The sequence below is a fragment of the Falsirhodobacter xinxiangensis genome (genome assembly GCF_004959935.1).
In the GTDB taxonomy this organism is placed as follows: domain Bacteria; phylum Pseudomonadota; class Alphaproteobacteria; order Rhodobacterales; family Rhodobacteraceae; genus Falsirhodobacter; species Falsirhodobacter xinxiangensis.
In genome coordinates this window covers 121,833-146,184 of the sequence record NZ_SMYN01000003.1, presented here as the reverse complement: position 1 = coordinate 146,184, position 24,352 = coordinate 121,833, and the positions used below count along the sequence as shown (strand labels likewise).

General features: G+C 63.5%; 17 protein-coding genes and 1 pseudogene. 13 read left to right on the top strand and 5 right to left on the bottom strand.

Translation table 11 applies throughout. The features are described from left to right. Nucleotides 1–3,186, bottom strand: a complete 3,186-nt coding sequence (locus tag E2K76_RS04740; protein WP_169053207.1) for a rhamnan synthesis F family protein — start codon at nt 3,184–3,186, stop codon at nt 1–3. Nucleotides 3,187–3,381: 195 nt separating this feature from the next. Between E2K76_RS04740 and E2K76_RS20565 the strand changes: the two genes are divergently transcribed. The 4 genes from E2K76_RS20565 to E2K76_RS04720 are packed head-to-tail and all read left to right on the top strand — an operon-like array spanning nt 3,382 to nt 10,220. Further along, on the top strand, nt 3,382–4,761 hold the full coding sequence (locus E2K76_RS20565; protein ID WP_220432171.1) for a DUF2793 domain-containing protein: 1,380 nt from the start codon (nt 3,382–3,384) through the stop codon (nt 4,759–4,761). Between the two features lie 57 nt (nt 4,762–4,818). Continuing rightward, nucleotides 4,819–5,820: an NAD-dependent epimerase/dehydratase family protein gene (locus E2K76_RS04730; RefSeq protein WP_136683129.1), complete on the top strand. Its 1,002-nt coding sequence runs from the start codon at nt 4,819–4,821 to the stop codon at nt 5,818–5,820. Next, entirely contained in the window at nt 5,813–8,743 is a 2,931-nt protein-coding gene (locus E2K76_RS04725) for a glycosyltransferase (RefSeq protein ID WP_136683128.1), read from the top strand. The genes E2K76_RS04730 and E2K76_RS04725 overlap by 8 nt, the downstream gene beginning before the upstream one ends. Next, complete coding sequence (locus E2K76_RS04720; RefSeq protein ID WP_136683127.1) at nt 8,730–10,220, top strand: class I SAM-dependent methyltransferase; 1,491 nt, start codon at nt 8,730–8,732, stop codon at nt 10,218–10,220. Before E2K76_RS04725 ends, E2K76_RS04720 begins: the two co-directional genes overlap by 14 nt. Here E2K76_RS04720 and E2K76_RS04715 read toward each other — a convergent pair. After that, nucleotides 10,217–11,032, bottom strand: coding sequence for an ABC transporter permease (locus E2K76_RS04715; protein ID WP_136683126.1), 816 nt, complete (start codon nt 11,030–11,032; stop codon nt 10,217–10,219). The two genes, E2K76_RS04720 and E2K76_RS04715, sit on opposite strands and share 4 nt — an antisense overlap. 167 nt (nt 11,033–11,199) lie before the next feature. Here E2K76_RS04715 and E2K76_RS04710 point away from each other — a divergent pair, with 167 nt between their 5' ends. Continuing rightward, nucleotides 11,200–12,315 (top strand): polysaccharide pyruvyl transferase family protein, encoded by a 1,116-nt coding sequence (locus tag E2K76_RS04710; protein ID WP_169053205.1) that lies wholly within the window; start codon nt 11,200–11,202, stop codon nt 12,313–12,315. On the opposite strand, the gene E2K76_RS04705 is transcribed toward E2K76_RS04710, so the two are convergent. The 3 genes from E2K76_RS04705 to E2K76_RS04695 all read right to left on the bottom strand — a co-directional run bounded on the left by E2K76_RS04705 (nt 12,312) and on the right by E2K76_RS04695 (nt 16,097). Continuing rightward, a complete protein-coding gene (locus E2K76_RS04705; protein WP_136683124.1) occupies nt 12,312–13,025 on the bottom strand; it encodes an ABC transporter ATP-binding protein in 714 nt (237 codons plus the stop codon). The genes E2K76_RS04710 and E2K76_RS04705 overlap by 4 nt on opposite strands. After that, nucleotides 13,025–14,272 (bottom strand): sugar transporter, encoded by a 1,248-nt coding sequence (locus tag E2K76_RS04700; RefSeq protein ID WP_246032888.1) that lies wholly within the window; start codon nt 14,270–14,272, stop codon nt 13,025–13,027. The genes E2K76_RS04705 and E2K76_RS04700 overlap by 1 nt, the downstream gene beginning before the upstream one ends. 142 nt (nt 14,273–14,414) lie before the next feature. Beyond that, nucleotides 14,415–16,097, bottom strand: a complete 1,683-nt coding sequence (locus E2K76_RS04695) for a Hint domain-containing protein (RefSeq protein WP_136683123.1) — start codon at nt 16,095–16,097, stop codon at nt 14,415–14,417. A 351-nt stretch (nt 16,098–16,448) separates the two neighbouring features. Between E2K76_RS04695 and E2K76_RS21050 the strand changes: the two are divergent. The 8 genes and pseudogenes from E2K76_RS21050 to E2K76_RS04660 all read left to right on the top strand — a co-directional run. Beyond that, nucleotides 16,449–16,667 (top strand): annotated as a pseudogene (locus tag E2K76_RS21050) (Arm DNA-binding domain-containing protein); the annotation flags it as partial. 33 nt (nt 16,668–16,700) lie between these two features. After that, nucleotides 16,701–17,411 (top strand): tyrosine-type recombinase/integrase, encoded by a 711-nt coding sequence (locus tag E2K76_RS21045; RefSeq protein WP_342773621.1) that lies wholly within the window; start codon nt 16,701–16,703, stop codon nt 17,409–17,411. Nucleotides 17,412–17,652: 241 nt separating this feature from the next. After that, nucleotides 17,653–18,438 (top strand): hypothetical protein, encoded by a 786-nt coding sequence (locus tag E2K76_RS04685; RefSeq protein WP_136683122.1) that lies wholly within the window; start codon nt 17,653–17,655, stop codon nt 18,436–18,438. A 61-nt stretch (nt 18,439–18,499) separates the two neighbouring features. After that, nucleotides 18,500–18,691, top strand: a complete 192-nt coding sequence (locus E2K76_RS04680) for a helix-turn-helix transcriptional regulator (protein ID WP_136683121.1) — start codon at nt 18,500–18,502, stop codon at nt 18,689–18,691. A gap of 104 nt (nt 18,692–18,795) precedes the next feature. After that, complete coding sequence (locus tag E2K76_RS04675) at nt 18,796–19,218, top strand: hypothetical protein (protein ID WP_136683120.1); 423 nt, start codon at nt 18,796–18,798, stop codon at nt 19,216–19,218. Further along, a complete protein-coding gene (locus E2K76_RS04670) occupies nt 19,215–20,447 on the top strand; it encodes a helicase RepA family protein (RefSeq protein ID WP_169053204.1) in 1,233 nt (410 codons plus the stop codon). The genes E2K76_RS04675 and E2K76_RS04670 overlap by 4 nt, the downstream gene beginning before the upstream one ends. Nucleotides 20,448–20,724: 277 nt before the next feature. Next, nucleotides 20,725–23,016: a hypothetical protein gene (locus tag E2K76_RS04665; protein ID WP_136683118.1), complete on the top strand. Its 2,292-nt coding sequence runs from the start codon at nt 20,725–20,727 to the stop codon at nt 23,014–23,016. Nucleotides 23,017–23,340: 324 nt separating this feature from the next. After that, nucleotides 23,341–24,324 carry a phospholipase D family protein gene (locus E2K76_RS04660; RefSeq protein ID WP_136683117.1) on the top strand — a complete coding sequence of 328 codons (984 nt, stop codon included), beginning with the start codon at nt 23,341–23,343 and terminating at the stop codon, nt 24,322–24,324. Nucleotides 24,325–24,352: the final 28 nt, after the last annotated feature.

Below are 24,352 nucleotides of genomic sequence, written 5' to 3'. Positions count from 1 at the left end.
CTAGAACTGCGCGATCATCCTGTCGAATTCACCCGTGACATGGGCGCGATCCGACCTAGCGCGCACATGGCGCATGATGTCCATTCCGCGCTGCCAATCCGGCCCGCCAAAGGATTCCCGTGCGAAACGAAGGGCTTCCAGGATTTCTGCGTTCGTACACCCCTCTGGCAGCAGATAGGGGTAATCGTCGCCCAAATAATATCCCGCATCGCCGGCATTGGACTGGATCATCATGTTCGCAGCGCAATGAGCGGCGACGAAACCCTTCAGGAACGGCTTGGCGCCATCGATTCCCCGCGATCTGCGCAGGGCATAATGGAAACTGAAGCCGCCGATCTGTTTCAGCCAGTCGTCGCTCTGCTTGCTGGTATCGACGAGGTTGAACGCGACCTGACGCGAGATGTCGTCGTCGATGACGGTGTTCACCAATTCGCCGAAATATCCTGCGGCGAAATCGCGGCGCGGCGCTTCGGGACGGGCGATTCGCAGATCGACGTGATGCGTGACGTGGAAGGCCTGCGTTTCGGGGAACCGCATCATGTAGTCGCGATAGCCCAGCAGCGAGGATGCCATCAGCGCATCCACATGTTCGACCAGCGCAGGGTTCGGCGGCTCGTCCACGAAATCGGCGATCAGGACGTTGTCGCGCGCCATCCTCTCCAGCACCTCGGGGGCGGTGGTCTTCAGGAATCCTTTGGTCAGAACGAGGATGCGGCCCTGCTGATCGGTGTCGGGGGTGAAGCGCACCTCGCGCCCCGGTTGGTTCGCGGCGACCAGCGCGGAAAGCTGCTCGCCGCGCAGGAAGGTCGATCCGGTCGCGCGATGTTCGGGCGCGAAGACGAAGTCGATCCCGCGCGCGGCGATCCGGCGCGGCGGCTGGTGCAGGTTCTTGCCGTCGCGATGCGGCAGCTTGAAGAAGAAACGGTTGGCGCGCGAGGTGCCGACGATCTCGGGCAGCACCTTGGGCTTCTGCCCGGTCTTCCACAGCAGATAGCCAAGGCTCAGCTGATCGCGCGAGGATCGGGTCGTGATCTCCTGCCACCACGCTTCCATGAAGGATGCGACATCGGCGGCGGCATGGCGGCGCCAGATGAACGACGCCTCGATCATGCCGCTTTCGCGCGGCAGGCCTTGTTCGGCGTAATGGCGGATCTGGGCGAGGATCTTTTCCGGCGCATGGCGCAGGTGGCCGATGATGGCGCACCCTTCCAGATAGACGTCGTCGCGCAGCGGGTGCTGGAACATCACCCAGTCGCCGCCCTGAAGACAGATCTCGATCAGCCGTTCGACATTGCCGAGGAACAGCGTGTTCGCATCGACGAACATGGAATAGTCGTATTCGGCCAGGTGCTTGTGCGGCAGGATCTTGAAGGTCTTCGCGTTCAGGTTCGGGCTTTCCATCCCCGGATCGCAGATGACCTGCCGCCAGCCGCATTCGGCGCGGGGGCGGTCGGTGAAGCAGATGTAATCCACCCCTTCGACCGGCGCGATCACCGGGACGAGGTCGTCTATGTCGCCGAACAGGGTGGTGTAGATGCAGATGCGCAGCCCGGCGCGCGCCCCGCCACCGGGGGCCACGGGCTCGAACGCTTCGGCATTGCGGCGGGTGGGGCGGTCGATCTTGGTGATCGTGCGGCGGTGCCGGTTCGGCTGCGCTTCGATCTTGCGCTTCTGCCAATAGGTTTCCCAGATCGCGGCGGCGGCGTCCCAGTCGCTGTTGATGGTTGCGTGGGTCGCCTCGCCCTCCAGCACCGCCGGGGTCACGCCGAAGCGGCTGGACAGAAGGTTCGCGCAGGTCGCGACGAACTCGTAATCGCCCTCGCTGCTGGCCTTGGTGATGGCGTCGTAAAGCAGCCCTTCGTCGCGCTGGATATGGGCCATGTAATAGGCCAGCCGATTCTCGGGGGCGACGGTATGGCCCAGCGTCGGAATCTCGGCCATGTCGAGGCTGCGGCTGGTGCGGCGGCCAAGGAACCGTCCGATCTTTTCGTAGTGCTCCTGCGGCGAAAGGCCGGTGCGGTCCACATCGGGATAGGTGTCGTGATAGAACTGGGCGTTGAACAACCCCTTCTTGGCCGCCGCCGCGATCCACAGCGCCATGGTGGGCAGGGCCGGAACATCCTCTTTGCTTCCGAACTGGATATAGTGGTGGAACGAGCACAGCTTGCGGCGCGACACGTCCGGGCGGTGGGCAAGATAGAAGTTCACGTTGAACAGCGGCGACGGGTCCGAGCCGAAAAGATCGCCGAAAAGATAGAAGTGATAGATCGGGTCCATCCCCGGCACAACCACGCGCGCAGATGTGCGAGCGTAATGCGCGGCGTCGAACAAGCCCGACTTGCGGATCGCATCGCAGCCTTTTGCCGCGCCTGCCACGCGGGCCACGGCATCGGTGCTTTCGCTTTGCAGATAGCGCCAGTCGTTGCACGGCCCATGCATTTCGATCGGCACCACCAGATGCCGCTTGCCCGAGGCGTCGCAGCGGTCGGTGACATAGGTCGAGCGGCGGGCGGCTTTGGGCAGGCCGCCGAACATCCGCTCCAGCGCGTGGGCGGTGGTGCCGTCCTTGCCGCTGCCGACGGCGGCCTCGGCGCTTGCCGCCTCGGTCAGCGCATCCGCATGTTCGGCAAGCCCCGCCAGAAGCGGACCCGCGATCCAGAACATCGTGCCGGTGAAGAACGGCCAGTCGAAGACCTGCATCCCCAGAAGGTGCATCAGGTCCGCGACCTTGGCGCGATTGCCATACATCAGCGCGTTGGCCGACCGGACCTGAAACGCGCCGCCGACCATGCCCGCGTTATGGTCTCGGTCGAACACGTCCAGAATCTCGGCCACCAGTTCAGGGGTGCCGCACAGCCCTTCGAACATCAGATCGCCCTGCTGGCGGCGCAGGTCGGATTTGCGGTTCTTGGTATGCAGCTTCAGCACCGCGCGGTAACGGTGCAGCCCGCGCAGGCGGCACAGCTGGATGAAGGGAATCACGTCCATCCCGATATTGGGAAGCGCGATCACCTCGGCCTTCGGGAAGTCGGCAAAGACGGCGCCCTCCAATCCGGGGGCGATTTCGTCGCGGCAGGTGACGAACAGATCGAAACCGGGCGGGATGTTGCGCAGATATGCGGCGATCATCGGCCACATGTCTTCGTAATAGATATGGAGCGCCACCGCGAGTTTCGGAGCCGGCATTCTGCAACCCTTGATTGATCCCGCGCAGCCGCGACGTGCCGTCATGCTGCACCTGCAAACTGGCTGCACAATCGCCGATCACCCCCCGGATGGCAACCCGCCCGCAGGCGTTGCGAGGCCGCCGGGCGGTGGGGCCAGCACAATTTAACTTCGGGCGCCCACAGATATGCCGAAGATTTCCACCGGAGAAACCGCATGTCCAGCCTGTCCCCCGCCCTGTCGTTGCCGTTCCTGGAACCCGCGCAGGCGCAAAAGCACGTCACCCATAACGAGGCGCTGCGCCTTTTGGACGTGTTGGTGCAGCCCGTGGTTGCGGACCGCACCCTGCGCGCGCCGCCCACCGCCCCGGCGGAAGGCGACCGCCATATCGTCGCGGCGGGCGCGACCGGCGACTGGGCGGGGCAAAGCGGGCGCATCGCGGTGCGGGTGGAGCAGCATTGGGAATTCATCGCGCCCCAGCCGGGCTGGACGGCGCATGTCCGGGCCGAGGGCACAGCGGCGACATGGACCGGCACCCTCTGGGCCACGCCGGCCGAGCAGGAGTTGCGCGCCCAGCGTCTGGGCGTCTCGGCCACGCCGGACGATGCGAACCGTCTTGCCGTATCGTCCCCTGCAACGCTGTTGAACCATGCGGGGGCAGGGCATCAGTTGAAGGTGAACAAGGCCGCCGCGGCCGACACCGCGAGCCTGCTGTTCCAGAACGGCCATTCCGGACGGGCCGAGATGGGGATCGTCGGCAACGACAACTTCACCGTGAAGGTCAGCGCGGACGGCAGCAGCTTTGCCACCGCGATGACCATCGACCGCGCCAGCGCGCAGGTGCAACTGGCGCATGGGCTGACGGTGGCAGGCACCATCGGCGGGACCGCCGTGCAGTCGGGCGCGACGGATGCGACAGCGGACCGGCTGATGCGGGTCGGGGCCTTCGGCCTTGGGGGGCTGACGCCGATGATCGGGGATATGGCGACGACGGCCAATTCCATCGCGCCGGGCTTCTATCATCTCGACACCTCCAAGGGGTCCACCGGCGGGCCCGCGGGCGTCACCTTTGCCACGCTGATCCACCTGCGCCGGGCCGTCGGCGGGGGAGAGACGCAGATGGTCGTCGTGCAGGCGCCCGAAAACCTTGCTGGGCAGATCCACACGCGGGCGCGCGGTTCGGGCGCGTGGTCGGCATGGCGCGTGATGTGGGACAAGGCCTCGACCACGGTCGATGCCAACGGGTTCCTGAAACAGGCCAGCCCGATCCTGCGTCTTTTCGACGACGCGACCGAAGAACCCGTCCAGCCCACCGGCGCGACCGTCCTGCGCGGCGGGGTCGGTCATCACGAATTGCACGGCACGCTGGGCCTTGCACGATCGGGCTGGCAGATCGAGGTGCCGCGCGATCACAACGGCAACATCCTCGTCCACGTCGCGACGCGCTGGCAGGACGGGGTGCTGCATATCGACGTATCCGCCCCCGCCTGGGTGGATGGCCGTGTCGAAGCGGGGGCGCCTGCACCCATCCCCGAGGGCCGCTGGATCGACATCCGTCTGCACGAGGAACCTGCGGTTGATGCCCTAACCGTTTGACGGGGCTTTGCGGTTGCGCGATCACTGCTCCGGCAACGTCAGGGCAGAGGCGGCGACATGAAGACAGCTCTCATCACCGGATCGGCGGGTTTCATCGGCTTTCACCTTGCGCAGCGGCTGCTGGGCGAAGGGTGGACAGTCCGGGGGATCGACAGCTTCTCGGACTACTATGACGTGGGGCTGAAACGCCGCCGTCACGAGATCCTGTCGGCGCTGCCGGGGTTCGAGGGCGTCGAAGGCCGGGTCGAAACGCCCGGCCTGCTGCGCGAAATCATGCAGGACGCGCGCCCCGACATCGTCGTGCATCTGGCGGCGCAGGCGGGTGTGCGCCATTCGATCGACGCGCCGCGATCCTATGTCGAGGCGAACCTCCTGGGCACCTACGAGGTGCTGGAGGCGGCCCGCGCGATCCCGCCGAAGCATCTGCTGATCGCCTCCACCTCCTCGGCCTTCGGGGCGAACACCAAGATGCCCTATGCCGAAACGGACCGGGCGGACCATCAGATGTCCTTCTATGCCGCGACGAAGAAGGCCGGGGAATCGATGGCGCATTCCTATGCCCATCTTTACGGTATCCCCACCACGATGTTCCGCTTCTTCACCGTCTATGGTCCATGGGGACGCCCCGACATGGCACTGTTCAAGTTCACCAAGGCGATCCTGTCGGGCCAGCCCATCGACATTTACAACAACGGCGACATGCTGCGCGACTTCACCTTCATCGACGATCTGGTCGAAGGGATCGTGCGCCTGTCGGCCGCAATCCCCGGCACCGTTCCCGCGGGCGATTTCGACAGCCTGTCCCCGGTCGCGCCGTGGCGGGTGGTGAACATCGGCAACGGCACGCCCGTCCGCCTGCTGGATTTCGTCGAAGCGATCGAGGATGCGACGGGCCGCCGCGCCGAACGCAACCTGATGCCGATGCAGCCCGGCGACGTGCCTGCGACATGGGCGGATGCCACGCTGATCGACGCGCTGGTGGGCAAGCTGCCGCATACCGATATTCGTGACGGGGTGGCCCGGTTCGTCGATTGGTATCGGGGCTATTACCGTGTCTGACGCCCGGCGGATCGCCCAGAGCGGGCTGTTCGACGCAAGCTGGTATCTGCGCCGCTATCCCGATGTGGCGCATCTTGGGCTCGATCCGCTGGACCATTTCCTGCGTTTCGGCATGGCGCTGGACCGGTCGCCCGGGCCGGGGTTCGATGCGGATTTCTATGCCCGCAGCCATCCCGAGACTTCGGGCCGCACGCTGCTGCATTTTCTGGAACAGGGCGCGGCACTGGGATTCGCGCCCCTGCCCGCCGACGATTTGTGCGATCACCGACGCAACGCGCTTCGCCCCGACAGGGCGACCGACATCCGCGCCGGGCTGATCCGCGCCGATCTTGCGAATTTCGTGCTGGAGGCGGAATTTTGGCTGCAGGGCGGCGCTGCGCCGGTCTTGCGGGCGGGCAGGCGCGAGTGCGCGGGCGAGGCGTTCGACGCACCCCCTTCCGCCGCCGTGCCGCCGGGGGCCACGGTCTTCCGCGCAAGGCTGCCGCTGTCCGACCTGGATCTGGAAGCCGGGACGCGCATCGTCGCGTCGGGCGTGTCCTTCGCATTTTCGATCCCTGTCGTGCCCGTGGCGACGGCGCCCGATCAGCCATTGGCGGGGCCGCAGGATGTGGTCAAAGGGCGGCTGGATCATGCGGGGCGGCGCATGGCGCAGGGCTGGGCGCATATTCCCGGCAAGGACAGCCGGGTGGAGCTGCTCTTGTCGGTCGATGGCGTGCCACATGCGGTCCTACGCACCGGCCTTGCCCGGCCCGACGTGGCAGAGGGATCGCAACCGGGTTTTCGCATCGACCTTCCACCGAACCTCGCGCCCTGTGCGGCGGTCGAGGTTTCGGTCGCCCCGACCGTCGCCAAAGGCGTTCTTACCCCGGCAAGGCGCGTCCTGCGCCCCTCGGGCACGCTGTTCCCGCTGCCCGCGCCGAACCCGGTTCCCGTGATCCCGACGGGGGACGGCACGGACACGGTCTCGGTCATCATCCTGAACCGCAATGGCGAGAGCCTGCTGCGTGCCTTCTTCGACAGCGCCAGGGCGACTGGCGATCTGGACGGCTGCGAATGGATCGTGATCGACCACCGCTCGGACGATGGCTCGCAGGCGGTCTGCGAAGAAATGGGCGTGCGCTTCATCCGCCGCGACGGCAATTTCAGCTTCAGCGAGTCCTGCAATTTCGGCGCAGGATTGGCGCAGGGCCGCATTCTTCTGTTCGCCAACAACGATCTGGTGCTGCATGCGCCGTTCCTGCCGCTGTTGCGACGGCATTTCGCGGATGGGCGCTGCGGCATCCTTGGGGCGAAGCTGCATGATCATGCCGAAGGTCTGGCGCGCGGTCCGGTTCAGCATCTGGGCGTTCATATCGCCCCCCGCCTGTCCGGCGACGTGATCCGCCCGTTCGAGGCGCGCCGCACCGCCGAGACGCCCGACATAGGCCAGGGCGCCCTGCGCGTTCCAGCGGTGACGGGCGCCTTCCTTGCCATCGCCAAGGACCGTTTCGGCGCATTGGGCGGGTTCGACGAAGGCTATGTCTATGGCATGGAGGATGTCGACCTGTGCCTGCGCGCTCTGGAAGCGGGGATGCCCGTGCTGTGCGAGCATGGATTCGACATCACCCACCATCGCGGCTTCACCCGCGACGCCAGCCCAAGCCGCGCGCGGCGAGAGCGCAACTATCAGCGTTTCAACCACAGATGGGGTGCGGCGCTGCGTCATGCCGTGCCGCAGGACGTGGCGTTCTGGACCGGATCGCGACCCGTGATGGCGGGGCCGGCCCCGGCGCCGGGGGTGCATGTGCGCGACCCCGAAGGCGGTGATCTGTCAGGCATCGACATCGCACCCGAAACCCCGCACGCGACCGGGATCAGCCCGTTCATCCGTATGCTTCCCGGCCCGCTGGACGGCCCGCGCCCTTTGCGCATCGGCATCAAATGCCCCGCCCCCGAGGCCGAGACCGCCCGCTGGGGTGATTTCCACTTCGCCGAAAGCCTTGCCACCGCGCTGGGCCGTCTGGGCCATACCGTCCGCGTCGATTGCCGCGAGCATTGGTCCGCCCCGATCGGCGATGCCGACGATGTGGTGATCGTGCTGCGCGGGCTTTTGCCGTGGGTGCCAAAGCCGTCGCAGATCAGCATCCTTTGGGTCATCAGCCATCCCGGCGATCTGCCCCCGGCCGAGGTCGAGGGATACGACCTCGTCTGGTCGGCCTCGCAGACCCATGCGGACCTGCTTTCCTTGCTTTCGGGGCGCAAGGTCGGCTTCCTGCCGCAATGCACCGACACGGACCGTTTCGCCTTCGACGAAAACCGGATCGGCGCGCGACCGGACCGCGTGCTGTTCGTCGGCAATGCGCGCGGCGTTCATCGCGACGCGGTGCGCTGGTCGTTGGAGCGGGGGATCGACCTGCATCTGTTCGGCAAAGGCTGGGGGCCGTTCGTGCCGCAAGACGTGGTCCGCGCGGCCAACATCCCGAACACGGTGCTGGCGGATTTCTACGCCTCCAGCCGGATCGTGCTGTGCGATCACTGGGAGGATATGCGACGCCTCGGTTTCGTGTCGAACCGGGTGATGGATGTTCTGGCCGTCGGTGGGCGGCTGGCGGTGGACGATGTGGCGGGGATCGAGTCCCTCCTCCCCGGCGGCTATCACATCTTCCGGGACGCGCAGGGGCTCCATGAGGCCGCGAGCGCCGCGCCGGACCTGTCGCCCGACGGGATCGAGGCGCGCCGCCGCATCGCCCTGCATGTGCACGCGCATCACTCCTTCGATGCGCGCGCCCGGACGCTGGACGTCGCGATCCGCGAACGACTTCTCGCGGCGCGGCATACCGCGCTTCACGCGGGCGCCGCCGCCGTGGCAGGCTTGTATTCACACCCGAACTCTGCTGAGTTCAAAGGCAAAATCGCAGGAGACGGGCCGCATGGCGAAACGTGAAAAGATCCGCCTCGAAGCGGCGCCCCAAGACGGCAACGATCTTGAAACGGTGCTTGGCCTGCGGTCCATGTTCCGCAAGCCGCATTACCTGAACACCTCTGCCTGGACCGAACATGTCCCTTTCGCCTTCTGGATGATCGAGGCACTGCGCCCGCGCGTCTTCGTCGAACTCGGCAGCCATTACGGCGTCTCCTATTTCGCCTTCTGTCAGGCGGTCGAGCAGCACGGGCTGGGAACGCGCTGCCACGCCGTCGATACGTGGAAGGGCGACGAACATGCGGGCTTTTACGGCGACGAGGTGTTCAAGACGGTGCGCGCGCATAACGACGCGCATTACTCCGGCTTCTCGCAGCTGATCCGCGCGACCTTCGACGACACGCTGGAATATTTCGCGGACGGTTCGATCGACCTTCTGCATATCGACGGGCTGCACACGCTGGAGGCGGTCCGGCACGACTTCGAGGCATGGCTGCCCAAGATGTCCGACCGCGGCGTGATCCTGCTGCACGATACCAACGTGCGCGAACGGGGCTTCGGCGTGCACCTGCTGATGGACGAGCTGCGCAGCCGACATCCGGTGTTCGAATTCATGCATTGCCACGGGCTGGGCGTCGTGGGCGTCGGGACCGACCTGCCAGAGCCCGTGCGCGCGCTTCTGCGGGCCGGGGCGGACCCGGCGGCCTGGCAGACGATCACCGGAGTCTTCTCGCGCCTTGGCGAAGGCTGCATGCTGACCCGCAAAAACGCCGCCGCCGAACGCCGGGCCGATGTGGCCGAACAGCAGGTGCGCGACCGCAAGAAGAACATCGAGGATCTGACCGGCCAGATCGCGAAGCTGACCGAGGATGCGGCCGGACAGGTTCCACGCGCCGATCTTGACGCGCTGGACGCGCGGCTGCGCGCGCAGGAAGGCGACAACGTCGCCCTGCAATCGGCCATCGAAGCACTGGAGACGCGGCTGCGCGACGAGGAAGGCCGCCTGTCCGAAGCCCAAAGCGCGCTGATCCAGAAGCGCCACGAAAGCGACGAGACGGACGCCGCCCTGACCGCCCTGCGCACCGAACACGAGGCCCTGCTGGCCGAACTGGACACGCTGCGCGACGCGAGCAGCCGTCACGAGGCCGACGCCGTCCGCCTTTCGGACGACCTTGCGGAACGCGACGCCAATATCGACGAACGCTTCCGCGAAATCGCCATCCTGTCCTGCCGCATTCTGGATGCGGAGGCGCAGGCGAAGGCCCCTGCTCCGCCCGCGGCGCCCGTCATCGACAAATCCGCCGCCGATGCCGAGTCGAAAAGACTGCGCGGCCTGATCCGCGAGGACAAGGCGCGCATCCTGCGGCTTGAAGCGGCGCTGAAAGCCACCCGAGCCGAGCTTGGCAAGGCGCGCAACACGCAAGACGCGCTGTTGAAAAGCACATCGTGGAAGATCACCGGACCCCTTCGCCGCGTGATCCGTCTGGTGCGCGGTCGTTAATTCTCCATCGAGGCGAGGTGGCCGCGGCGCAGGAAGATCAGCGCCAGCATCGTCAGGATCATCCCAAGACCGAACCCGTATCCCATCGTGTCGAAGCTGGAATGATAAGTGGGATAGAACCCCTCGCGCACCAGTGCGATGCCGTGGATCAGCGGGTTCCACCACAGGAGATCGCGAATCGCCGGCGATAGATCATCGGGCAGATAGAAGATGCCGGACGCGATCATCAGCGGACGGCTGACAATCTCCCATATCCGTGTCCAGACGGGGAAGTATCCGATCAGCAGGCAGTTCATCATCCCGACGCCCAGCCCCATCGCCGCCATCATCGAAAGCCCGATCAGGATGGAATAGACGTTCAGGATCGTATGCGTGTCCACGATGATGAAGATGCCGGCGATGATCAGGCAGAAGACCACCAGTTCCGTCAGCACGTTCAGGATGAAGCGGGCGATGACGGAATCGATCCATGTCACGCGAGGATAGGCCAGAAGCGGTTTGGAATACCGCACCGCCCGCCCGATCTTGGCGCTGGTGATCGAGAACATGCTGAAGGGCAGGAATCCGGTGGCATAGAACAGGATGAAGCTGGTCCCAAGCGCAGGGGCATGGACCAGCAGCGAAAACGCGATGGACATCATGATGATGGTGCCCAGCGGCGACAGGATGGCCCAGATGTATCCGCCCGGCGACCGGCCATAGGTCGACCCCATCTCGCGCAGGACAAGCGCGCCGATGACGCGCAACGTCTGGTATCGCGGCGGCGGCAGCGCGACGGAGGGAGCTTGCGGTAGGCTGGGGGAACCGGACATCACGTTCCTTTCAGGGCTGCCCCAGACCTGCCACTTCGCGCCCGCGCCCGCAAGCGGGGTCGGGCGGGCGGGCGGAAAGCCGCGCCGCGGAAACTGAACCCTTGACCCCCCATCGGCCAAGGTCATATCGCGGTAGCGCTGACAGGAAATTCAAGGGAGCGGGCAGGTTGACAACCCACTATCTGATCGGAGGCAGCGGCATTCCGAACTACGGCGACGAACTCATCGCATCGGCCTGGATCGCGTTCATAGAAGGCAAGCACCCGACCGACGGCATCGTGCTGGACGTAAAGAACCGCAAGGCGTCGATGGAGATCGTCCGCTCCGGCCCCAACGTCACCCATGTCTCGTCGCTGAAGGATGTGGCCCATACCAAAAGCGCATCTGACGTCTGGGGCAACATCCGCCGGGGTTTGGGTTTCATCGACAATAACGGCTTCAAGAAATACGAAAAGGCCGCGCCGCTGCGGGACGCGATGGACGACCTCGGGACCTTTCACGTCTTCGGCGGCGGCTACATCAACACACGCTGGCCCGCTGCGGCCTTCTACCTCGGCCTTGGCGTCGCGGTGAAGGAGAAGACAGGCGCGAAACTGTTTGCATCGGGTCTTGGCCTGATGCCGTGGGCGCCGCCGGAAACCGAAGCGGAAAGGGAACTGGCGGCCCGAGTGGCTGAAGCCTTCGACGTGCTGGAAGTCCGCGACCAAGCCTCTGCCGATGCCTTCGGCGCCCCGATCACCGCCGGGCTGGACGATGTTTTCCTGCTGCCCACCCCGCAGCGGCAGGCGGGTCTTCCGCCGACGCTCCACATCTCGCTGACCTTTGCCGAAAAGAACTGGGAAGGCTTTGCCGACCGTCTTGTGGCCCATGTCGCGCAAACCTACGCCCCAGCCTTCCAGCGCGTCACGTTCTGGAACAACGCGCCCGACAAGGACGCCTTCGCGCTGAAGAAGGTGCGCGAGGCGATTCCGCAGGTCGAGGTGATCGAGATCGGGGATCTGGTGAACGCCCCCCTGCCCTTCGGCGAAGATGACGCCATGGTCACCACCCGCTTCCATCCGCATATGATGGCAGCGCGGGCGGGAATTCCCGGCCTCTATCGTCAGGGCAATTCCTATTACATGACCAAGCACGGTTCGGTCGCGCTGCTGGGTTCGGGCATGAAGCCGGTAGAGATGAAGAACCTGCCGAACGTGCTGCCGACCGACCGCGGCACGCTGCACGCCCGCGACGCCGAACTGCGGGCACAGAAGCTGGCGCTGGCCGAAAGGATCTACGGCTAGCTGTCTTCGTCCTCGTCCTCGTCCTGCGGCACCTTGGCCGCGGGGCGCTTCTTCAGGCCGAGGTTCGCGATGTGGGCGGCAATGGCTTCCTCCACATCGTCGTAATACTTCATCTGGCCGTTGTTCAGAACGATGCCCGCGCGGCAAAGCTGGCGCACCTCGGGCATGGAATGGGTCACGACGATGGCCCCCGCCGTCTTCATCCGGTCAAGGAACAGCCCCTTGCTTTTGGCGCGGAACGACGCGTCGCCCACCGCCGTCACCTCGTCCACCAGATAGGTGTCGAAGGGGATGCCGACCGACACGCCGAAGGCCAGACGCGATTTCATCCCCGATGAATAGGTGCGGACCGGCAGATTGAAATGCGCGCCCAGTTCCGCGAAATCGGCCACGAAATCGCACAGCTCGTCGCTGTCAACGCCATAGATGCGGGCGATGAACCGTGTGTTCTGCGCGCCCGTCATGTCGGTGTGGAAGCTGCCCGAATGGCCGACCGGCCAGGAAATCGTGCCGGTCGTCTCGATCTCGCCGTCGTCCTGGCTGATGCGCCCGCCGATCATCTGGAGCAGCGTCGATTTGCCGGCCCCGTTGCGCCCCAGAAGCGCGACCGAGGTCCCGCTGGGTATCGTCAGCGACACGTCCGACAGCAGCATCTTCCGCCCGCCACCCGGAGTGCGGAACCCTTTGGTAAGGTTCTTGAACCGGATCATCAGCGCCGGTCGCGCAGCGCGTAAAAGACAAGGCTGCCGATCGCCCAGGCAAGGAACGAGAACAGCGCCACCAGCCCGACCAGGAGGCCGCGCTGCGGAAACTCCGCAGTCTCGGCCAATGTCGGGCGGATATAGGAAGCGAGGTAGCGGTTGCGGCGGTTCGCCTCGGCCACCGCCGCGTCATAGGAGGCAAGCGCGGCGGTATAGGCGGTTTCGGCAAATTCGCGGTCCACCGTCAACCGCTCGAACTCCGACACGACCGTGGCGTAGTTGGTGCCGTTCGGGCCGCGCTGCGTGTTGCCGAATTTCTGGCGTTCCTGATCGATGCGGCTTTCGATCACCTCGATCCGCCGCTGGGCCTGCACGACGCGCGGATCGTCCGCCCGCGTGCTGCCCGCCACCAGATCCAGCTGCACCAGCGCATCGGCCAGTTGCGCCTGAAGGCTGGCCAGAACGCCCGTCTGCCCCTGAAGATCGGCGGTGATGTCCACGATCTGGTTTTCCACCCGGAACGAGGTCAGCCCGTCGCGCGCATTCTTCAGCCGTTCGACCGCGACATCCAAATCGTCGCGGGCATATCGCGTCGCGTCCTCGCGCGCGACGGTCGAAAGCTCGTTGATCATGCGCGAGCTTTCGTCGTGGATCGCCTCGGCAATGCGGCGGGCGTCCGTCGGATCGAAGGCCAGCACCCGAAGCTCCAACAGTCCCGAGCCGCTGTCATACGAGATGCGGACCATGCGCCGCCAGTAATCGCGCAGATCCTCGATGCTGCCGGACGAATCGAAGGTCATCAGCGGATCGGAATCGTGATGGCGCGCATACATCTCGCGCAGGTTCACCTTGGCGTCGATGGCCTGCACGATGTCCTGACTGCGGATGAATTCGTAAAGCACGTCACTTTCATTCGCGCTGGTCGTGCCAAGCGTGCGGCCCAAACCGCCCAGAAGGTCGATCGCGCCAGACGATTCCTCGCTCCGCACGGTGAAGGCAAGGGTGGAGGCATATTGGTCCGCCGCCCGCAGGTAGAGATAGGCTGCGCTGGCCAGCACCGGCAGGATGACCATGACCGCGAACGCGACCAGAATGCCGTAATGGCGCGGCATAGCCTTGGCCTGCGATACGACGCTGCGGAACTGCGTCGTGGCGGCTGCGGCCGCCGTCGGCAGCCGGGGCCGGGCGGGACGCGGGCGCGGCTTGGCCGGTTCCGGCCTTGCGACCTTGGGAGGCGTTTCGGGATCTTGCGCCATTACGCTGACTTCCTGTGCATCGCCCGCCGCCGGCGCGCGTTCCGCCTCTGATTACCCCGAGGCCCACCCAAGGGGCAAGCAACAGGGGCAGTATTCGGCGGAACCGTGATCACCGCCCGCTTTGGTCCAACAGGTGGCGCGCTCAGGCAGCTTCGGCAAGCAGTTTAGCTTCGAATCCCCGCAGGATTCGCCGCGCCGTGCTGCCATAGCTTTCGGGCAGGGCACGCAGGCTGGGGAAGATCGCGAAAAGCTCCTCTCGCACCGCGGCGTTCAGACCGCCCAGCGAGTGATCGCCCGGATGGAAACTTTCGGTCTCGGCGCCGTTGGCATGGATGATCTCGTGCCGGTCGAACAGCATGTGGATATAGGTGACCTCGGGCATCTCCACCATGCTGGCGCGCCCCGCCTCGGCCAGATGCTTGGCGGCCAGAAGGACCTCGCGTTCCGCGAACAGCAGTTCCGCGCGAAAGCCCCGGACCAGCATCCGATGCTGCGGCGACACGAGGATATCCGCCGTCAGCTCCGGAATCGTGCCCCTGCCGATGCGGATCGGAGCAAACCGCCCCATGCCCGGCACGTTGGATCGACCGATCCAGCGGATCGGTTGCGGGCCGCGGTCGCGCGTGATGACCATGTCGCCTTCGGCCAGCGTCTCGACCGCGCGTGCTCCCAAAGGGGTGGCGATCATCGTGCCGGGCGTGAAGCAGATGATCTGCTCGATATTGGCGAAGCTGATGGTCGTTCCGTCCGCCAGCGTGACCGAGCCGTGCATCGCCCCGGTGATCGGATCGCGATAGGAAATGTGGGTCTGGTAGCCCTTGGCCCCTCCCAGATCCAGAACGTCCATCTCGGGGGAGCCATCGGCGTTCTGCGATCCGTCGATGCTGATCCCGGCATCCGCGCGCCCTGCGGCATTGTTCGGCAGATCGTCAAGGACGAAGCGGTCGCTGCCCGCCCCGCCCACCGCATGATCGCCGCGCCCGAAGTGGATCGCGTCATCGCCATCGCCGCCGAACAGCCTGTCGGCCCCGTCGCCCCCGAACAGGACATCATTGCCTGCGCCGCCATAGAGCAGATCGTTGCCGCCATCGCCAAAAAGCGTGTCATGCCCGTCGCCCCCGTCCAGCGTATCGTCGCCATGGGCCGCGCCTTCCACTTCCGGCGGGGTGCCGACCATCTTGCTTTTGGCAAGGTTCTCCATCCGCCCGCCGGTATCGGGGCCTTGGATTCCCGCTTCGATCAGGTTGGCACCCTCGTTCTCCCAATACCGGATCTCGATGGTATAGGTGGCGCCCGGTTCCAGTTGCACCTGCGCCGTGCGCGCGGTCATGACCTGATGATAGTCGTTGTTCATATAGGACGTGACCTTGCCGGTCCCGTCGTCTGTGAAATCCAGCGCCTTACCATTCGCATCGCGGATGATGACGCGCGATCCGTCATCCGAAGCGGTGCGGATGGTATAGGCACCGCCCTGCACGACATTCAGCGTGCTGGTATAGATGACGCCGAAATCGTTCGGGTCGACATCGCTGCCGCGCGCGTTCTTGGCAAGGTGATCGAGGTGGAAATCCCCCACATGCCCCTCGCCGATCAGCCTGCCCTCCTCGATCGAGGCGGCCTGATCGTCGCGGCTCTCGAAATCCTTGTCATAGATGCGATAGTGCCACTGCCCGGCCAGCGGCTGATCCCCGCGGATCACGTCGCTCCCGCGCCCGCCGTCGATGAAATCCGCACCGCCGCCGCCCGATAGCGTATCCGCCCCGGTGCCGCCTTCGATCCTCTGATCGGTGCCCGTCGCCGGATTGGCGCTCTTGTTCCCAGCCATAATCGTTTCCCGCACATCACTGCCCGGGCGCTCGATACGCGGCGGCAAATGTGCGGGGCGTTAAGATGCCGCCCGCAGGTCGCGGAATCTGATCGGCATTCGTGATGAATTGAGCGGATTATGCCGCGCCCGATGGCGGACGCCATCGCAGCCTTGCAGACGGATTTTGGGAAGAAGTGGTGCCGCTGAAGGGCATTGAATGCCGCTATATCTAGACATCAGCAAATATCATCAAGTGTCTAAGTAGCTGTACTGCATAGATGTTGCCTTTATGTTCGATATCATTCAAAATCACTTTATCTCGTCCAATACTACATCTAGGGGTGGACCCTAAGGGGGACTGAGGCGGCAGTGATTAAGGGTGGACTGGTGCGCGCAACAAATCGATTGAGTGCCAAGGGTGCAGCGGCGTTGGGAGGTGGCAAGTATGCCGACGGAGCCGGTCTGTGGCTAGTGAAGGATGATTCGCCGCGCGGCAAGTGGGTGCTACGAGTCACCGTCCACGGCAGGCGACGCGAGATGGGCCTTGGGCCCTTCCCTGCCGTGTCTTTGGCCGAAGCTCGCAAGCGCGCTGAGGAAGCTCGTATGCTAGTGCGGAGCGGGATGGATCCAATCAAGAACCGTGAACGCAAGTGCCGGGAAGCGGAGCGTGCCATGCACCTGCTGCACGAGGTGGCGGCGGATTGCTTCGAGAGCCGCAAGGCGGATCTCAAGGGCGATGGCGTGGCAGGCCGTTGGTTCAGCCCACTGGAAATCCATGTTCTGCCCAAGCTGGGAAAGGTGCCCGTCGCCGAGATTGACCAGAAGGACATCCGTGACTGTCTCGCCCCGATCTGGCATACGAAGGCCGCGACCGCAGCGAAAGCAATTAACCGGCTTGGCCTATGCCTGAAACATGCTGCCGCCCTGGGACTGGACGTTGATCTGCAGGTGACAGACAAGGCGCGTGCCCTACTGGGCCGCCAGCGTCACGAGGCTGAAAACATTCCCGCGCTGCATTGGCAGGATGTGCCCGCCTTCTTCGCCAGCCTGGACGACGGGACCGTAACCCATCTTGCTCTCCGCCTCCTCATCCTGACCGGCGTTCGATCATCGCCCCTTCGCTTCCTTCACGAAAGCCAGATTGCAGGCGAAGTGTGGACCGTGCCGGGGGAAGCCATGAAAGGCCGCAAGGGCACAACTGCCGATTACCGAGTTCCGCTGACGCCAGAAGCATTGGAGGTGCTGGAGGCCGCCCGCCGCCATGCCCGCGACGGCTTCCTGTTCCCCAGCGTCAGGAGGGTGTCATCTCAGATGCGACAATGGCCCGGCTGATGGAGCGGCGCGGGATGGAGGCCCGCCCGCACGGGTTCCGCTCATCGTTGCGCGATTGGCTGGCAGAGGCCACAGATGCCCCTCACGAGGTAGCCGAGGCATGCCTTGGGCACACAACAGATGGCGCCGTAGTGCGCGCATATCGCCGCACAGATTTCTTAGAACAACGGCGGGGCCTATTGGGACGCTGGGCGAAACACGTCACCGGGCAATCGGGCGCGGTCGTTCAGCTGGTGAGTGCATGATCTGCAGCTGGAAGCAGATGTTGGATGCGCGCGATTGGGATGGGCTCGAAGACTTTTCGCGGCACGCGTCACAGCAGGAATGCACAGAAATTCTTGATAGATTGGGCGCGCTGGTACCAAAGGTCACAATGACCAATGGAACGGAGGTTCAAGAAGTTTTCGCTGGCCCAGACGAAGTTCCGCCGGAATTAGCTGGAGCCGCGAAGATATTGCTGCTCGGAGAACTTGAAGCACGTGCCTTGGGTGATGAGTACATCCCATGTCTTCTAGATCAATGGCATGACTTGTCGGCTGCGGCCGAAGACCAGTGCAAGAAATTGGCCGCACTTCCAGAGGTGACAGAAGGATCAGCCCAAATGTCGCGCGTCCATCACGCGACTGAAGCAGCAGAATTGCTTAGGTTCATTCCAGCGGTGCTCGCCGCTGTCATGAATGATGAAAATGGGACGCCGGATGAACTTGGCAACGCACTTCAAGAACATATCGCTACGGTGGCCTTATACGCGTTTACGGCAGGCAGGCACCTTCAGATTGCGCTCGGCAAGGAGCACGAACCAGATGCCATAAGAGGCGAAAAGGTCGCTGGCGGTCTGCGAAATCTCGCCCATTCGACGAACAGGCGTCACGAAGGACCGCGTGAGCGAAGGTTCGCACGTCTGCGAGAACTTGTCCCACAAATCGGTTTGGATAAGGCCTGTGCAACCTGCGAGACCGAAGGCTTAGGCAAGCATGAAGCCATAAAGCGGCAGTGGAACCGCCACCTGCAAAAGCGGGACACCTAGTCCGCTGTCCCGAAGGTGAACTGACAAGGATCGGCCTCTCATTGAGCATAAAGGCTGACCAATGCATATCATGGACCCCCTACTGACGGCCCGAGAAGCTGCACCGCTGCTGGGTGTTAGCATCCCTACTTTTTGGCGGCGCGTGGCCGACGGCACCGTGCCGAAGCCGGTGAAGCTCGGCGCGCTGTCGCGCTGGCCCCAGTCGGAAATCATCGAAGTCATCGAGAAAGCGAAAGCCCGTCGCTTCGCCTGAGTAAAGCCGCCACCCTATAGCGGATGGCGGCTCGTGCTTCTCTGAGATCAATGATCAGAGAGCGTAGGCTGCGTATCCGCCGCGATCCAGCGGAAGGAACTTCAGTGACCAATCATCAAGGTTACACCCACGAACCCTCCTATATTTGCCCACTAGATGCTCGCAAACGCCTGCGTATGGAGTACGCGACTTCTCTTGCGATGGCGCTGCGTGACGCTGACCCGGACGACGCAGCGACCATCTGTGCAGCCTTTTTAGAAGAGCAGAAAACCAACGGACCGGTAATGGGCGATCCGTTCGGCACTACCACCAGTGATGCGCTGTTTTGGGCCGACTGTGCGCCCCCACATGAACTTGTTGCCTACGGCATGGCCGCTTTGGATCGTCTTCAAGATCAGCCGCTGGGTATTAAAAGCCGCAAGAAATTGTTCGCATGTCTCTGGAAGACTTTTCTTCCCTCCGATCGGCAGGCATTTCTTATGCGTGTAGACCCTCAAGGTCAGTTTATCGACAGGGGGGCGGCGTGAACGCGTATGACCCCTTCTACGCTCTGCCTACGGCCGATGACGTCCCGGAAGAGCGGGTGGAAACGACAACTGCTACCGTGCAGGTGCCATGTGTCCCTGCGTTTCGTTTCATTCCTGTGGATGAACTGAAATATCGACCGCCCGAGTTTCTAGTTTCCGGACTGATCGAGACTGAAGGGCTGGGGCTGATCTTCGGCGACCCCGGCTGCGGCAAATCCTTTTTAGCGGTCGATCTGGGATTGTCCGTGGCGACCGGCACGCCGTTCCATGGCCGCGAAGTCAAAAAAGGACCGGTGCTCCTCATCGCAGGCGAAGGGCACAACGGCTTGACTCGCCGGTTTCACGCATGGGCGAAGGACCGCGGGCAATCTTTGGCGGACGCTAGGTTGTTCACCTCGGAACGTGCCGCGCAGTTTCTTGACAAAGCTTCCGCGAACACAGTGGCCGCTGCGGTTGATGCGATCGCCCGGGTACATGGTCAGCCCAGCCTTATCATCGTGGATACCGTGGCGCGAAACTTCGGGGCGGGCGACGAGAACAGCACACAGGACATGTCAGGCTTCATCGTGGCGATGGACGACCTGAAGGCCCGCTATCCCGGCTGTGTGCTGATGCTGGTTCACCATTCGGGGCACGGTGACAAGGGCCGCGCGCGGGGGGCGATGGCCCTGAAGGGGGCGCTGGACTTCGAGTTTCGCGTGGAGCGTGACGGTGCCCGCGTCCGAGTCGTGAACACCAAGATGAAAGACGCGGAACCCCCTGCCGATCTACACTTCACATTAGAGGGCGTGGAACTTGAAGCTGATGCTAAGAGTGCGGTTTTGCGGGCTGGGGACGCCCCTGGACGGCAGACGCGCCTGACATCTCCGATGAAGCTTGCCATCTCGACGTATGAAAATGCCGCTCGTGAGCATGGCATATGGGAGGACGACGGCAGGACGTTCCGGGGCGTGCATGTCGATCACTGGCGCGGGGCCTTTTATCCCAAGCACACGGGCGACAGTATCGATACCAAAAGGAAGGCGTTTCAGCGGGTACGGTCCGATCTGGTAAGCGCAGGCCTGATGGCAGTTCAGGATGACGTCTATCTCGTGAGGATTAGCGAGATACAAACGGCAATCTTCACCGCTGGGGAGCCTCGCCGGGACAAACGGGACAAGGCGGGACAAGTCCCGGACTGTCCCGAAGCAGAAGTGGAATACAGCGGGACAAGCGGGACAAATGCCTAAAGGCATGTCCCGTGTCCCGCCCCGTCTGGCTCATCGCCCTACGGCATTCATCGGAGGAAGAAGGCGTGGCATGACCAGCATATTGACAGCCTGTGAATCCGCCGCTTTGCATTGCCGCACCGGCCTTTCCCGGAGTGTGCAGACAGCACGGTTGAGAATAAGTCGGCACGTCGGTGTTCTGAAGCCCTAGCGACACATGTTCAGAGTCTTGCGCGACCTGATCGCAATCCTTCTTCCGATAAGTGCTGCCAAGTCCTACACTCTCAGGATGGCAGACATGATCCAGCAGCACACCGCCCCATCTCCCCGCCATGTGGCGGCCGGTCTCGGCGATGCCTCCCGCCAAGAGATTTGCGGCCTGCTCGCCCTGCTCGACGCCGCACAGCTCAAGAGGATCGCAGGCGCCATGGGCGAGGCCGCGTGGCGAAAGCTGGCCTCCGACAACAAGCCTGCCACTGATCGCGTGACCGCCTTCGCCAATGATCTGATGGATGGGCCTCTTCCAACTGATGCGCTGCGGGCAAGGCTCTGGCTCAGCATGAAGCAGGACCTGGGCCTGCCGGGCCTCTACCCGCTCTCGACGCGTGGGCTGGATGAGGAGGCCTCCGCCATTTCAGTGCGCGCTTCCGAAATCCTCGCCCCCGCCATTTTTGAGGCGCGGGAACAGAAGGCAGATGCCGATCGGTCGATCCTTGGGCGAACCAGCAGCAAGCTCATGCGCGCCGCGCCGGGAGCCCGCAGGCGGGCAAGCGCGGCCGTCACCTTTCCGGACGTCGTCGCGCATGAACTTGCGGGGCTCATGGAAGGCCTCACGCAAGCCGAAAGCACGCGCGATCTAGACCCAGAGGTTGCCGCTGCCATTCGCAAGGGCCAGCAGGCAATCTCTACGGCGGCCATTGCCGGAGGCGGATGGGCGACACTAGCCGGGGCGATCGGATCCGCGGGCTTCGCGCCCTACATCGCGGCAGCAAAGTTGTCGGCCGTGATCCCCTTCGTGTCGGGGCCGACGCTGACATCGCTCCTGTTTGTCATGATAAACCCCGTGACCGTCCTCGCCGGAAGTGCTGCCCTCGGCTATTGGGCAATCAACGGTCAGGCCAGCGCCGCCCGTGAACTTGCAGCGGCAAGGATCGCTATTCTCCTGACCCTGCATGGTCAAGGTTCGGGATCCGGGATGGCAGCGCTCCTAGACGCATTCCGCGCCCTTCATCGGATGGCCGACACGGATCTCCTCCACCTGGACGACAATCAACTCCACTCTATCCGACAGCACGCCGGCGCAATCACTACCGCCGTTTCAACCGGGATTCCGCCAGCGTCCCTTGCGGCGCCCGGTCTTTGGGGCGAGCGGATTGCAGAAGGCCAGGCGACTGACCGCCCAGACACGGCTCTCGTTGCAGGTCTGACGGCGGCCGATATGCTCTATCACGCCGCAGCGGTCGACCCGCTCGTCTTGGCCGCCGCCGACTTTTCGCGCGTGGCGGATATTGCCACCCCGCTCGACCTTGCAGTTCATGTTGCGGGTTTCGCATCCCCAGGCGGCCAGATCGGGCTGAGGGGTTACAGCGCTGAACAGTTCGTCATGGCACAGCTGATCGAGGACGGGCACGATGTGATGCTTGCCGAAGGCTCGACGACGCCGGGTTACGACCTCATCGTCGATGGAAGCCCGATCCAAGTCAAATGCGGCACCAACATCTCCTTGCTGCATGACCATTTTAAAAAGTATCCTGACGTTCCGGTCATCGCCGATAACGCCTTGGCCTTGCAGGCCCAATCGCTGGACGAAGCTTGGGCGCCGATGGTGGCGACCACCAGTGGCTTCGATCTCGAACATGTGCAGAGCTTGGTCGATCAATCCCTGTCGGCTGCCTTGGGATTGGGAGAGGTCTCTGTCCCGTTCTATGCAGCCGTCATTGGCGGAGCGCGTGCGGCCCACAAGGCATGGACGGGACAGATCCCGATCGAGGACCTGCCGGCATGGTTGGTCATCGATCTGACCATCCGCAGCGGTCTGGCTGGCGCGGGGCAAACCGGAGGGGCTATCCTCGGCCTTGTTGTCCTGGGGCCGGCCGGCGCGCTGATTCTCGGCCCTATCGCAGGGGCGGCGGCTCTGCTGGGTGTTGGACGCGCTCATGACCTGCTGGACCGTGGGATCAGAAACGAATGGCGGGCAGAGGTTCTGAACGAAGCGCGCGACCTGCACAGGGGCTTGCTAAGTGGGGCGAACCGTCAGATTGGTGCCCTGACGATCCGTCTGGAGCGGTTTCGGAAGCACGGAAGCCATCTGCCCCAGGATCTCTTCGTCTGGCTTGAGGCGCGCATGGTGGACGATCTGATCGCCGCCTTTGAGGCGCGGGAACGGCTACCATCACCTTCGACCATGCGCGCCGCGATGGAGCTGCTCGTGAAAGCCTCGACGGCAGACATGATTGCGCCGGACGTTTTACGCGCCCGTCACAGGCTTGCCAGATGCCTCGCCGCAAAGCCCTCCACCACTGACGCAGCGAAAGAGCTTCATGCGAAGCTAGGTACAGCTCTTAGAGCGCGTGTTGGAAAGCCGTTTTAGAGCCGCTCCCTACCCGTAACCCAAGCGTCAACCTTGACTTCCTCAGGCATCGTGCAATTTATCAGCAGCTTCCTGCGGAGCGGATGGCCCTCGGAATGCGCTTGCGGAAATTCGACGCCACCCACGTAGTCGCAGGAAGCACCTTACTTCCTGCCATGCTAATCGAAACAAACCCGGCGCACCCATCTGGGTAGGGGTAGCAAATCTGCACGTAACCTGTGATTACAGGCAAACAGCGCTTGCGCACGGTGCAAACTTCGCGATTGCTAAGTGCAGAAGCGCTCGAAAATTATAGCTAATCTTTTGAACCAGTGGTGTGATCGAATGTTTTTAGCGGAAGCTGAACTGAGTAAAAAAGTAAAGGAAGTGATGGGCGGCAACGACGTCGCGTGCGCTGTAGCGTTTTGGGGGCGGGGTGCAGAGGAACTTCTACCGTCCGCACAAGGCCAAGCGCCTCGAGTGATCTGCAACGTCACTTTGGGGGGCACTAATCCTTCAACGCTGCAGAAATTGAGCTCGATACACGGAGATCAACTTCGCCATCACGTAAATCTCCATGCGAAGGTGTACATTTCCGACAAGGGACTGGTAGTCGGTTCCGCAAATGCGTCTGACAACGGTATCGGCCTGACAGGTGCCAAAGCTGCATTGGTTGAAGCAGGCAGTTTTTATGAAGCGAATACCGGACCATGGCGCGACGCGCTAGATTGGTTCAATCTTGCGTTCGCCTCGTCGCCGGTCGTTGACGAAAAGGCTATCGCCATCGCGAGTCGGACTTGGATGCCACCACGAACTCCCGGCCGAGGCCAAGCCGCGGTTCCGGGTTCTTTGTTTAGCCTAGTGTGCGCCCAGCCGAATGCCTTCTCTGACATTGGGTTTGTTTTCGTGGATGAAGTCAACGATCGTGAGGTTTTGGAGGACCTCATCGCAAAGGAGGCTCAGGAGGGTGGTCAGAACGGCCCGGGGTGGGCGCTCCATTCTTCGTTTTTGAACTGGGGTAAAGACGAAGTCGCATCGTGGCCCGCGCATTTCTTTGAGTTCTGGCTCAAAGGCACTCCGCGAGTATATGCTTACGAGACAATCAAAACTGTTCTGGACGATGATGAGGGGCATGTCCTAGGAGCAAAGCGCTGGGACGCTATGGTGAAGCGATTGAGTTCCCGGGACGTACGGCTCCCTTCGCAAAGCTCAGTGGCAAACGCGGATCTGAAGTTGGCGAAACTCCTGCATGGCGGCGAAAGTCGCGTTTTCCGTAATGGCTTTGAGTTGGTCGATGCCATCAATCATCTGGAAAAGCAAAGTTCTTGATTTCTTGAGTGCATGAAGATGATGGCGC